This window comes from Desulfotomaculum sp. OF05-3 (assembly GCF_003435535.1).
Classification (GTDB): domain Bacteria; phylum Bacillota; class Clostridia; order Lachnospirales; family Lachnospiraceae; genus Pilosibacter; species Pilosibacter fragilis.
This window is the reverse complement of the sequence record NZ_QWGO01000017.1, coordinates 39,098-51,122: the sequence shown is the minus strand read 5'-3', so window position 1 is coordinate 51,122 and position 12,025 is coordinate 39,098. Positions and strand designations below refer to the sequence as shown.

Annotated in this window: 12 protein-coding genes and 1 tRNA gene; 10 read left to right on the top strand and 3 right to left on the bottom strand. The window is 48.4% G+C overall.

The features are described 5' to 3' along the window. Positions 1-76 precede the first annotated feature (76 nt). The 4 genes from DXA87_RS10415 to DXA87_RS10400 all read left to right on the top strand — a co-directional run bounded on the left by DXA87_RS10415 (position 77) and on the right by DXA87_RS10400 (position 4,465). Positions 77-1,033: a LysR family transcriptional regulator gene (locus DXA87_RS10415; protein ID WP_117504295.1), complete on the top strand. Its 957-nt coding sequence runs from the start codon at positions 77-79 to the stop codon at positions 1,031-1,033. Positions 1,034-1,317: 284 nt separating this feature from the next. Beyond that, a complete protein-coding gene (locus DXA87_RS10410; RefSeq protein ID WP_117470860.1) occupies positions 1,318-2,241 on the top strand; it encodes a fumarylacetoacetate hydrolase family protein in 924 nt (307 codons plus the stop codon). Positions 2,242-2,366: 125 nt separating this feature from the next. Beyond that, the gene (locus DXA87_RS10405) at positions 2,367-3,161 is read left to right on the top strand and encodes an SDR family oxidoreductase (protein WP_117470859.1); all 795 of its coding nucleotides are present in this window, start codon (positions 2,367-2,369) and stop codon (positions 3,159-3,161) included. A gap of 119 nt (positions 3,162-3,280) precedes the next feature. Beyond that, positions 3,281-4,465: a pyridoxal phosphate-dependent aminotransferase gene (locus tag DXA87_RS10400; RefSeq protein WP_117483459.1), complete on the top strand. Its 1,185-nt coding sequence runs from the start codon at positions 3,281-3,283 to the stop codon at positions 4,463-4,465. Between the two features lie 79 nt (positions 4,466-4,544). Here the strand turns inward: DXA87_RS10400 and DXA87_RS10395 are convergent. Further along, positions 4,545-4,616, bottom strand: a tRNA-Gly gene (locus DXA87_RS10395). 198 nt (positions 4,617-4,814) lie between these two features. Here DXA87_RS10395 and DXA87_RS10390 point away from each other — a divergent pair. From DXA87_RS10390 to DXA87_RS10360, 6 genes are all read left to right on the top strand, one after another. Beyond that, positions 4,815-5,561, top strand: a complete 747-nt coding sequence (locus DXA87_RS10390; protein ID WP_117483458.1) for a gamma-glutamyl-gamma-aminobutyrate hydrolase family protein — start codon at positions 4,815-4,817, stop codon at positions 5,559-5,561. A gap of 15 nt (positions 5,562-5,576) precedes the next feature. Then, complete coding sequence (locus tag DXA87_RS10385; RefSeq protein ID WP_117504274.1) at positions 5,577-6,914, top strand: amino acid carrier protein; 1,338 nt, start codon at positions 5,577-5,579, stop codon at positions 6,912-6,914. A 284-nt stretch (positions 6,915-7,198) separates the two neighbouring features. Continuing rightward, complete coding sequence (locus DXA87_RS10380) at positions 7,199-7,744, top strand: flavodoxin family protein (RefSeq protein ID WP_117470855.1); 546 nt, start codon at positions 7,199-7,201, stop codon at positions 7,742-7,744. A 20-nt stretch (positions 7,745-7,764) separates the two neighbouring features. After that, complete coding sequence (locus DXA87_RS10375; protein ID WP_117483456.1) at positions 7,765-8,313, top strand: flavodoxin family protein; 549 nt, start codon at positions 7,765-7,767, stop codon at positions 8,311-8,313. Positions 8,314-8,461: 148 nt separating this feature from the next. Next, positions 8,462-8,692 (top strand): antibiotic biosynthesis monooxygenase family protein, encoded by a 231-nt coding sequence (locus DXA87_RS10370; RefSeq protein ID WP_117483455.1) that lies wholly within the window; start codon positions 8,462-8,464, stop codon positions 8,690-8,692. Between the two features lie 313 nt (positions 8,693-9,005). After that, positions 9,006-10,373 carry an MATE family efflux transporter gene (locus DXA87_RS10360; protein WP_348982219.1) on the top strand — a complete coding sequence of 456 codons (1,368 nt, stop codon included), beginning with the start codon at positions 9,006-9,008 and terminating at the stop codon, positions 10,371-10,373. Between the two features lie 105 nt (positions 10,374-10,478). Here DXA87_RS10360 and DXA87_RS10355 read toward each other — a convergent pair whose 3' ends face one another. Together DXA87_RS10355 and DXA87_RS10350 are read right to left on the bottom strand one after the other, a co-directional pair. Then, positions 10,479-11,162, bottom strand: a complete 684-nt coding sequence (locus DXA87_RS10355) for an ATP-binding cassette domain-containing protein (protein WP_117504272.1) — start codon at positions 11,160-11,162, stop codon at positions 10,479-10,481. After that, a complete protein-coding gene (locus DXA87_RS10350; RefSeq protein WP_117504270.1) occupies positions 11,146-11,919 on the bottom strand; it encodes an ABC transporter permease subunit in 774 nt (257 codons plus the stop codon). Before DXA87_RS10350 ends, DXA87_RS10355 begins: the two co-directional genes overlap by 17 nt. Positions 11,920-12,025: the final 106 nt, after the last annotated feature.

Sequence of the window (12,025 nt, the reverse complement as noted above, 5' to 3'; positions counted from 1 at the left end):
GAAATCTTTGTGCGCATTGGCAATGGCACTGGCAGATACAGGAAACCACCAGATAGAAACAAGGGGTGAATGCGACATGTTCAGCAGGCGCGAATATGAATATGTGATGGAGATCGCCAAAGAGGGTAGCTTTTCGAAGGCAGCCCAGAGGCTTTATGTGTCCCAGCCGGCGCTCAGCGGCGCAATCAAAAAGCTGGAAAAGGATCTTTACGGGATCCTGCTTTTTGACCGTGCCGTCACGCCGGTGGCATTGACACCGGCAGGGCAGTATTACCTTGAGCAGGCGAGAAAGATCTATGAGCTGAGGAACGAGGTCGAACAGCACTTTGCGGATCTTGCCGGAATCCGGACGGGAATCATCAATATTGGAACTTCCGGATATTTCTGCGCCTATCTTCTCCCGGATATCATCCGTGGCTACTACCGGCTCAATCCGAAATGCAGGATCAATGTGACGGAGACGGATGCCTCCGGCATGGACGCAGGTCTCCGTTCCGGACAGTTCAATATCACGATCGATGTCGAGGTGCTGGATCCGGAAATGTTTGAGAGTGTGACACTGGGATATGAGTATATGGTAATGGCTGTTCCGGCCTCCTTTGAGGTCAATGACAGAATGAAACAATATCAGATCTCGAGAGAGGCGATCTTAAACAGAAGTTTTCTGGATGATTCGGTACCGGCTGTTGATCTTTCCCTTGTCGCGAAGGAACCGTTTTTGATGCTCAAAAAACATCACGATGCCTATCGCAGGAGTATGGATATCTGTGCGCATTCGGGATTTGAGCCAAACGTCGTGATGTCCTTCGATCAGCTTCAGACAGCCTATAACGTGGCGAGAAGTGGACAGACCGGTATTATTTTCTTCCGGGATGGGCTTTTAAAATACACGGAGAATACCGAAAAGCTGTGTTATTATAAGCTCGGGGATCCTCTGGCGAAGAGGGCAATTCTGCTGACAATGAAGCGCTATCCCGGCGTTGGACCGACGGTGGATGACTTTATTAAATATCTAATGCTTGCGAAGAAATAACGTGGATGGATACCGACTGCGTATCTGTCAAAATATATAGTATCAGGCGAAAAGCGTCTGGAACAGAATTCTGTTCCGGGCGCTTTTCGTTTATCCCCTATAAGCATTTGCTTATACATCCATATCTGAAAGCGAGTTGGAAATCTTTTCTCATAGATGTTACAGTAATGTCAGAAACAAGCAAGGTACATAAAGAGTTACCGCACAGAGGTCGGATGCGTCAGAACAGAAGCTCCGCATGAAGCGGGAACCACAAAGAAGTCACAGTATAAGGAGGATTCAGCATGAGATTAGCAACTATCAAGGTAAACGGAACAGAAAAAGCCGGTATCGTATTAAATCGCGGTATTCTTCCGATCAAGGCGCTGAACGCCGCAAAGGGAACTGCATGGGCGGAAGACATGATGAGCCTGATCCAGAAACAGCAGATCCCGGGCTTAACAAAATGGTATAACGAGGGCGGAAAGGAAGAGCTTGAGAACATTGCAGGTCTTGTCCCGAACGCAGATGTTGTATATGGTCCGCTTTACCGCAACCCGAAACGTATCTTTGGAATCGGTCTTAACTATGTGGATCATGCGGGAGACATCGGATCCGCAGCGCCGAAGGGATTCCCGGGAAGCTTCTTCAAGATGGCAGATACCCTGATCGGACCTGGGGACGAGATCCTGCTTCCGAAGTTAAAAGAAGCGCAGAAGACGACCGCTGAGGCAGAGCTTGGAATCATCATGGGAAAGGATTGCAGAGACGTTTCCGAGGAGAACTGGCAGGATGCCATCGTCGGATACACAACGATCCTCGACATGACAGAGGAGTCCATCTTAAAGGGAAATGATTATGTGACAGGAAATCCGAGATACCTCTGCATCGTCAAGAACTTCCCGACCTTCTTCTCCTTTGGACCGCAGCTCGTAACACCGGATGAGGTTCCGGATGTGCTGAAATTAAATGTACAGAGTATCCACAATGGCGAGGTTCACGCGGAAAACGTAGTTGCGAATATGACACACCGCCCGGCACGCCTCGTGTCCCTGCACAGCAGTATTCAGGGCTGGTACGCAGGAGACATCCTTTCCACCGGAACACCGAGAGCATTCCACATTCAGGACGGCGACATAGCGGAATGCCGCATCCAGGGACCGGACGGATTTGAGATGGCACCGCTTGTGAACCCGGTCGTTGACTTGAAAAAGCATCCGGAGAAATAGAACTTATTCAATTACTGTATTTTAATCAAACAATTCAAATAATTAAAACAATAATTTGATCCCGGATAGCTGTGAAGAGATAAACAGTTACCAGTTTCAAAACATTTAAATTGGAGGTATCTATCATGGATTTAGGTTTAAAAGATAAAGTTGTTCTTTGCATGGCATCTGCAGCAGGACTTGGAAAAGGAATCGCAACAGAGATGGCGCGTGAGGGCGCAAAGGTTATGATCTGCACCGCTGAACCGTTTAAGGATCAGCTCCTCGAGGCGCAGGCTGAGATCGAGAAAGAGACCGGAAATAGACCGGAAACATTCCTCTGCGATGTGAATAAACCGGAAGACATTGACGCACTTGTAAAACATACGGTCGATACTCTCGGCGACATCTACGCTTTAGTAAATATGTGCCCGGGTCCGAAGCCGGGACCGTTCGAGAACTTTGATGACGCAGCATGGACAGGCGCTTTCAATATGTGTCTCCTTTCCTATGTAAGAACCATCCGTGCGGTACTCCCGTCCATGAAACGTCTCGGCGGTGGCCGTATCGTAAACTCTACATCCTCTTCTGTTAAGGACTGCCTCGACAACCTGATCCTTTCCAACACCATGAGAATGGGCGTTGTCGGCATGAGCAAGACACTTGCAAGAGAAGTCGGCAAGGACAACATCCTGATCAATGTCATCGGACCTGGTCGTATCGGCACGGCAAGAATCGAGAGCTTAAATAAGATGCGCGCGGACAAAGCTGGAATCAGCGTATCCGACTATGAAAAAGAGGACCTTAAGAAATTCCCGATGGCGCGCTACGGCACTATCGACGAGTACGGTCGTCTCGCAACATGGCTCTGCTCTGAGGCAAACACATATGTATCTGGCCAGACGATCCTCTTAGACGGCGCTATGACGACCGCATATTAATCAGAAAACATGTATTGTCCCGCTGCGTGTGAAAACAGCGGGGCAATACGGATTGAAACAGCCAATATCAGGTCGCTCCTTCTGGACTGGGAAGCGTAAAGCAGAAAGGAACTTTAGTGATGGATAAATTATTTGCAAAAAGAATGGACGAGCTCGCTCCGTCCGGAATTAGAAAAGTAAACGAAAAAGCGCTTGCAATGGAGCGTGCCGGTGAGACCGTGATCCACTTTGAACTTGGTCGTCCGGATTTTGACACACCGGAATATATCAAAAAAGCCTGCATCGCCGATATCGAGAAAGGTGACGTTTTCTACACCTCCAACTTCGGTACCATGGAGCTCCGCGAGGCGATCGCTTGGAAATTAAAGACTCAGAATAATGTCGACTACAAGCCGTCCGAGATCATCGTCAGCGTTGGTCTTTCCGAGGCTGTCTTCGATGTAATGACAGCGATTCTCGATGAGGGCGATGAAATTCTCGTTCCGAATCCAGGCTGGTTAAACTACTTAAATGTACCGAAGCTTCTCGGCGCAACACCGATCACCTATACATTAAAGGAAGAGAATGATTACCAGATCGATCTCGATGAGATCCGCGCAAAGGTAACTCCGAGAACAAAAGCCATGGTCCTCATCACACCGAGCAACCCGACCGGAGGTGTTCTCGCTGAGAATGTCTTAAAGGAACTGGCGGAAATCGCAGTGAAGAACGACATCATGGTCATCTCCGATGAGGTTTACGAGAGACTGCTATATGATGATGCAAAGCACATCAGCATCGCTTCCCTTCCGGGAATGAAAGAGCGTACCATCACATTGAATGGCTTCTCAAAGGCGTATTCCATGACCGGATGGAGACTCGGATATGCTGCATGCAATGAGGAGATTGTTAAGACCGTCAACAAGCTTCATCAGCATGTGGTCACATGCGCAACTTCCTTCGTACAGAAAGCAGGCGTCGTTGCCCTCAAAGAAGAGAAAAACGAAGTCACCGACATGGTCAAAGAGTATCAGAGACGCCGCGACTACGCAGTCAAAGCCATCAATGAGATCGACGGCTTAAGCTGCCGCTGTCCGAAAGGTGCATTCTATATCTTCATCAACATTGAAAAACTCGGCATGACCGGGCAGGAATTCGCACCGCTGCTCCTTGAGAACGCAAAAGTTGCCCTTGTTCCGGGCGATGTATTCGGGACGGAAGGTGATCATTATGTCCGGATGTCCTTCGCGAATAGCTATGAGAATGTCGTTGAGGGATGTAAGAGATTGAAAGAGTTTGTTGAGAAGCTTCGCAGGAACAAATAAGCATTTCATATCGGAAGATTACTTCTTTTATATCTAAAAACCCCGGAACCTGTTATAAGATTCCGGGGTACATAACGAGAGCACGAGACGGGATTCGAACCCGCGACCCTCGCCTTGGCAAGGCGATACTCCACCACTGAGCCACTCGTGCGAAATGAAATTGCTTTAAGAGATGTTTCTATTATACCTATAGTTTTTTTACCTGTCAATGATGAAAACGTAATGTTTTACATGATTTTGCACAGCAGCAAAATGGAAATAGTACAATGATCTGGCGAAGATTCGTATCTTTTGACCGTAGTCATGGGATACGGACTCAGGCAGAATCAGATAAACAGGAGGTAAAGATGTGAAGAAAAAGGTGTTGTATGTTGAGCGTGGTATTGATGAATACGGTTTGTATGAAGGAACTCAGGATGCCATGAAGGATCTGAACGTGGAGTTGTCCATCACGCTTGATCCGAAGGACATTGAAGACTGCGACGGAGTGATATTTCCGGGAGGTCTGCCGGATGTTGATCCTGAGCTTTATGGGGAAGAGAATCAGGGCAGCATGAACCTCGACAGAACGCTGGATGATGAGCAGATGGCAATGATCGACGCTGCGGTAAAAGCAAAGAAGCCGATCCTGGCGATCTGCAGAGGAATGCAGTTGGTTAATGTTTATTTTGGGGGAACATTGATCCAGGATCTGGAGAATGGAACTATGCATAAATATGTTCCGAACGAGAATAAGCTGCATGATACGGTCTGCATTTCAGGAACTCCATTCGCGATCATCTACGGTGATACCGGAATCGTCAATTCTGCTCATCATCAGGCTGTAAAAAAACTGGGAAAAGGATTTAAGATCGGTCAGGTATGGCTTTCGGGAAAGCTTAGCCCGGAGCAGAAAAAAGAATGGCTGGAAAAGATCGAAAATGATGAGAACCTGGAGATAGAGTGCAAGAGAACCTGTATTATAGAAGGAATGATACATAAGGAGCTGCCGATCATTATGGTACAGTGGCATCCGGAGCTGATGCACAGAGATCCGATCAAGGGAACATTGGATCAGGACCGTATCTTTATGTACTTTGCGTCATTACTGAAATAACAGGGGGAAGATCATATGGCAATTTACAATGCAATCATGGCATTTACGAACTGGATGTGGACATTCCCGATCCTTGCCCTGCTGATCGGCGGCGGGCTTGTAATCACCGTGGCATGCGATTTTGTCCAGATCAAACATTTTGGCTACATGCTGAAGGCAACATTCGGTGATGCAGCGCACAGTAAGAGTGAAGAAGGAATTTCAAGCTGGTCGGCGATGGTAGCGACACTTGCAAATACGATCGGAACCGGCAACATCATCGGTGTCGGAAGTGCGATCGCGTTAGGAGGTCCCGGAGCGGTTTTCTGGATGTGGGTGATCGGTTTTGTCGCGATGGCATTAAAATATTCTGAGGCATTGCTTGGCGTGTATACAAGAGAAAAGGATGCAAACGGACAGTGGCGCGGCGGAGCGAATATTTATCTGGCAAAGATCTGGAAACCACTTGGATGGATCTGGGCGATCACCTGCTGCTTTGGAATGGCGATCGGATGCGGCGTTCACACCGGAGCGATCAGCTCCTCTGTACATACATTCGGAGTGCCGTCCCTGATCACAACCGTAGTTTGCTGTGTGATCATCGTTCTGGTTATTCTTGGCGGTCTTGGCGCACTTGTAAAGGTCACTGACAAACTGGTACCGGCAATGGCGATCATCTATATGGCAGCTGGAACACTTCTGATCATTCTGAATATTCAGAATCTGATTCCGGCTCTGATCTCCGTCTTTACAAATGCATTTACAGGGACAGCGGCAACCGGCGGATTTGCAGGGGCTGCGCTGGCGGCAACGATCAAAAACGGTTGTTCCAGAGGTGTGTACTCGAATGACGGAGGAAACGGAAGCGCCAGCATCCTGCATGCCCAGGCGGACACAAATGAGCCGGTCAAGCAGGGAATGTTTGGTATTTTCGAGGTATTTATGTGCACGATGATCATCTGTACGTTCAGCGCAATGGTCATTCTTGTCACAGGAACATGGGAGACTGGAGATCCTGGTTCTGTTCTGGCGATCAATGCATTTGGAACGATCGGTCTTCCGGGAAGACTCCTGGCATCCATCAGCCTGATCCTTTTCGCAGCATCTTCAGCGTTGTCCATGTCAACATCGGCAGGGATCCTTGCGGAAAGCCTGCTGGGAAAAGCAGCAAAGCGGATCATGCAGATCCTGGTTGTGGTTTGCTGTTTCATCGGAGGCACGATCGGTGTTGATGCGGCACTCCCGTGGGTAGATTTTGGCAACATGTGGGCGATCCTGGTTCATGTCATCGGCATCATGTTCTGGGTTCCGAAGATGCGGGAGCTCACACTTGATTTCTTTGACCGTCTGAAGAAGGGAGAAATCCGGGAGTAAGCAGAGAGCGGACATAATTTTTGCGGCGGGTATACCAGAATCGGTATACCCGTTTTTAAAAAGAGATTTAAATAAAAGCTCAGTGTCAGGATGAAAAAACGAAGGAGAAAATAGTTACTTTACACGGAGTCACTGATCTGATCAATACTATCGTATAGGTAAGTATTAAACTATAATGTTAGTATTGCACTTAAATGTGCGTACTTGTATTTGAAATCATTCTTGATATAATTCCGATATAAGCAACAAAAAAAGCTGATCCAATAGAAGCGGAGGAAAATTTTATGAGCAAAAAAATCGTAGTTATCACAGGAAGCCCAAGAAAAAACGGCAACAGTTTTGCAATGACAGAGGCATTTATCAAAGCAGCTGAGGATAAAGGGCATACCGTTACCCGCTTTGATGCAGCGATGAAACAGGTTGGCGGATGTCATGCATGCGAGACATGTTTTAAGACTGGAAAGGCTTGTTCCTTTGACGATGATTTTAATATGATCGCGCCGGCAATCCTGGAAGCAGATGCAGTTGTGTTCAGCACACCGGTTTACTGGTATTCGATCCCGGCCCAGATCAAAGGGGTTATCGACAAAATGTATTCCTTCTGTGTGGCAGGGAAAGAGATCGCAGGCAAGGAATGTGCCGTGATCACCTGCTGTGAGGAAAATGACCTGTCTGTCATGGACGGTGTCCGGATCCCGATCGAGCGTACGGCTGCTCTGCTGAAGTGGAATATGATCGGCGAAGTGCTGGTCCCGGGTGTTTTAAACGCAGGAGAGATCGAAAAAACAGACGGATGCAGACAGGCGGCTGAACTGGCAGAGAAGATCTGAGAGAAAAGGTGAGTGCAGGTATGGGAAAGAAGATTGTAATACTGAATGGAAGTCCCAGAAAAAATGGGAACACTTCCGCTCTGGTCCGAAAGTTTACGGAAGGCGCAGAGAGTGCAGGGAATGTGGTTACGGAATTCTTTCTTGATCACATGGAAATCCATGGTTGTAAAGGCTGTTTTGGCGGTCACAGCAGCCGCGAATGCCCATGTGTCCAGAAAGACGATATGTCACAGATCTATCCGGCCGTAAAAGAATGTGATGTGATCATTCTTGCGACTCCTTTGTATTACTGGAATATGAGCGGACAGATCAGAACAGCGATCGACAGACTGTTTGCACTTGAGGAAGGCGATGGAAACCTGCTCCGGGGACATGGACGGGCAAGCGCACTTTTAATGGCGGCAGAAGGAAATGGATTTGAGGATGTCCTGACTTATTATGATCACCTGATGAAACATCTGAGATGGAAAAATATCGGGCATGTTCTTGCGGGAGGCAATGGGGATGTCGGAGACATCACCGGAAAGCCGGAACTGGAACAGGCTTATGAGCTTGGAAAGTCGATCTGACAGACAATGAGAATGTGTTTTGCGATTCCTAAAAATGTCTGAAGGCAGGAAAATCAAAGGAATCGAAACAAGGACCAGTGCTGGGCGAACTCCTAAAATACGGGAACTTCACCAGTAACGAAATGATAATCGAAAGGAAGAGTGATCTGTGACCCACTATATTGCAGCCCTGACGATAAAAGACGGGAAACGGGAAGAATATATCGGAGAGCTGAAACATGCGAATCTGGTAGAACAGTTCCGGGAACAGCATGGAAATGTCCATTATTTTATCAGTAAATCGGTGGATGATCCGGATGTCGTGATCGTTTCCGATCTTTGGGAGACAAAGGCAGATTTTGATGCGCATTGCAGTTCTGAGATCGTGAAGAAGACATGAACAGAATTGTATGATCAGTATGTACTTTCAGAAAAGTCGAATCTTTACGAAAAATAATAAGAGAGGAAAACGGATGGATCAGAGATGGGTCCATCCGTTTTTGTGCGGAAGGGAAATTCTCAACTGTAACTGGATCATGCGGGAGTTTTATTTTGGAAAATTTCTGGTCATAAAGAGCACGGGAGAGTGATCTCTTCTGGTAAAGCTCCATTATTTTTACACAAAATAGAAAATATGGTATATAATACACCCGGACAATATGAAAATATTCAAAATGATACAGAAGTGAAAAGATCGGAAAGGACAACAGAAAGTGGAGCAGACAGGAAAAAAGTCAAAAGAAATGGATATGTTAAACGGCGGACTCGCGGGAAAACTGATCCTGTTTTCAATTCCGCTGGCATTCAGCAGTATTTTACAGCAGTTATTTAATTCCGCGGATGTGGCGGTCGTCGGGCGGTTCGCCGGGGACCAGGCGCTGGCGGCGGTCGGGAGCTGTGTGGCGCTCGTTGGAATTTTTGTAAACCTGATCGTGGGACTCGCGGTGGGACCGAACGCGGCGCTTGCGAACCTGATCGGACAGAAAAACCGCGGAAAGATCAACAGCATGGTCCACACGATCCTGACCTTCGGCGCGGTTCTCGGAATTGCGCTTCTCGTGATCGGAATGCTGGTGGCAAGACGGATCCTTGTGGCATCCGGAACGCCGGAGACGGTGTTAGATCAGGCACTCTTATATATCAGGATCTACTTTGTGGGAATCCCGTTTATGGTCGCGTACAACTTTGGTGCTGCCATTGTGAGAAGCTACGGGGATACCAGAAGACCAATGTATTATCTGATTGTTTCCGGAGTCCTGAATGTGATTTTAAACCTAATGCTTGTCATCGGGTTCCATATGGGAGTTGAGGGAGTCGCGATCGCCACGCTGATTTCCAATATGGTCAGCGCATTCCTGATCCTTTCCCATCTGTACAACAGGGATGACGAGTTCTGCTTCCGGCCCCATCGCATACGGATTGATAAAAATGAACTGAAAAGAGTCCTTATGATCGGAATTCCGGCGGGGATTCAGGGTGCGATCTTCTCTGTCTCCAACGTGTTTATCCAGAGTGGGATCAACATGTTCGGAGAGGCGGCTATCGCGGGTTCATCTCTTGCGCTGAACTTTGAGTATTTTACATACGACATTGCCAATGCTTTTGCCCAGGCGGCGGTGACATTTACAAGTCAGAACTTCGGCGCGGGCAATATGAAGCGGTGCAGAAAGATCTTCTGGCTCTGTCTGCTTTTCGGATTTGGATTCACGGAGATCCTCAGCGTGATTTTTATCGTTGGAAAGGATTTCTTTGTCAGCATTTACACGACGAGTGCGGCAGTGGCGGCGTACGGGATCATCCGGATGGATCGTGTGTGCTCGTTAGAGGGACTGACCGCGACATATGAGGTTACAAGCTCCTGTCTGCGGGGAACCGGAAAATCTCTGGAGCCCTCTGTGATCACGATCCTCGGAACGGTGGTGTTCCGTCTGATCTGGCTCACAACAATATTCCGGATGGTGACAACCTTTGATATGTTGATGAACGTGTATGTGGCGTCCTGGCTGTTTACGGGAGGTCTGATGTTTGTGGTCTACTTCTTCCATATGAGGAAGCTGGATAAGCGGTTTGCGACAAGATAGAGAGAAAAATCTGTTACTGTCTTCACCTTGCGTAAATAATAAAAAGCGTTTTCCCGAGGGATATCCGTTTATGAGACGACCGGACAGGAGAACGCTTTTCCTGACTTATAAGTGAATGATCTTCGCCCCCAGAAGTTCTGCGTCGTCCTCCGAATGGGTAGCGGCGATCAGGAGCTTTCCGGCGCAGAGCTCTTTGACCATGTCGATCGTGAGCTGCCTTGTATCGGCGTCCAGTCCGGTAAACGGCTCATCCATGAGAATGATATCGGTCGGTGCGAGGATCGCGCGCAGGATCGCGACACGCCTCTTCATGCCGCCGGAGAATTCACAGACGGGCTTATTCAGGGCATCTTCCGGAAGAAGACGGAGCAGGTATGCGGTCAGAGCTTCGTTGGAATATCGCTTTCCAAGAGCGAAGCGGAGGTTTTCAATGGCGGTATAGCCTTCCAGAAGACGGTTTTCCTGAAAAACTGCGGAGATCAGGGGACGCATCCCACGGATCCTGCAAGGATCAGATTTTGATACCGTGCCGGAAGATGCTTTTATATCGTTATTGCCGGGATTCTCTGTCGGTGTGCCGAACAGGATCACACCGGAATCCGGCTTTTCAAGTCCGAGGATCAGACGGAACATTGTAGTCTTTCCGTTTCCGGATGGTGCCATCAGACAGTAGAAAGTCCCGGCGGAAAATTCCAGGGAGAGATCGGAGAGAACCGGCTGTCCGTCGTAGGATTTGGTGACGGAGCGGAGCGCGAGAGCAGTGTCATTTTTTTTATTTATCGGACTCATTCACATCAGCCCCCTTTCCGGCACATTTCTTCAGAATCCACAGAAAACCTTTCTCAAACAGACTGCTCACAAGAATGATGACAACCGTCCACGCGAAGAGCTCCGCGGTGCTCAGATAGATCTTCGCGAGATACAGTCCCTCGCCGATGGAACCGTCCGGTACACCGATGACTTCGGCGGCGATCCCGGACTTAAATCCCATGCCGAGAGCGGTGCGGCAGGCGCTTTTTAAGTACGGGTAGAGTGCTGTACGGTAGATATAGAGCGCCCGGCGGATAAACGGGATGTGGAAGACTTCCGCCATCTCTAAAAGCTCCCGGTCCGCAGATATCAGCCCGGCTTTCGTGTTCACATGGATCATGGGATAGACCACGAGGAACGAGATAAAGACGGAGAGGTTTTTAGAGCCGGTCCAGATCAGCGCCAGGATCACGAAGGACGCGACGGGAACCGTCTTCATGAGCTGCACCGGCGGTTCTAAGAATTCGTCCACGATGGGAAAATGGTACGCCAGAGATCCGGTGAAAAGTCCCAGAAAAAACGCCAGAAAGAATCCGATGCTGATCCGCCAGAAAGAAAACGCGATGGCGGACCAGAAATCCGGGATGAGGATCTGCTCACAGAGCGCCCGCAGCGTATCGGCAGGCCCCACAAGGAAAATATGATTCCGGATCAGGGAGGCAGCGGTCTGCCAGAGAACGATCCAGAAAAGGATGATCGAGAGCCTGCGGAGAAATCCGGAAAAACGATGATCCATGGCGGCTGTCTCCTTCCATAAAGTGTAATAAAAATCAATGCTGTTTTCCAGCGGTTGAATTTCTACATGTAATCGTAATAATAAAATTATAGTAACTATTCAGTGC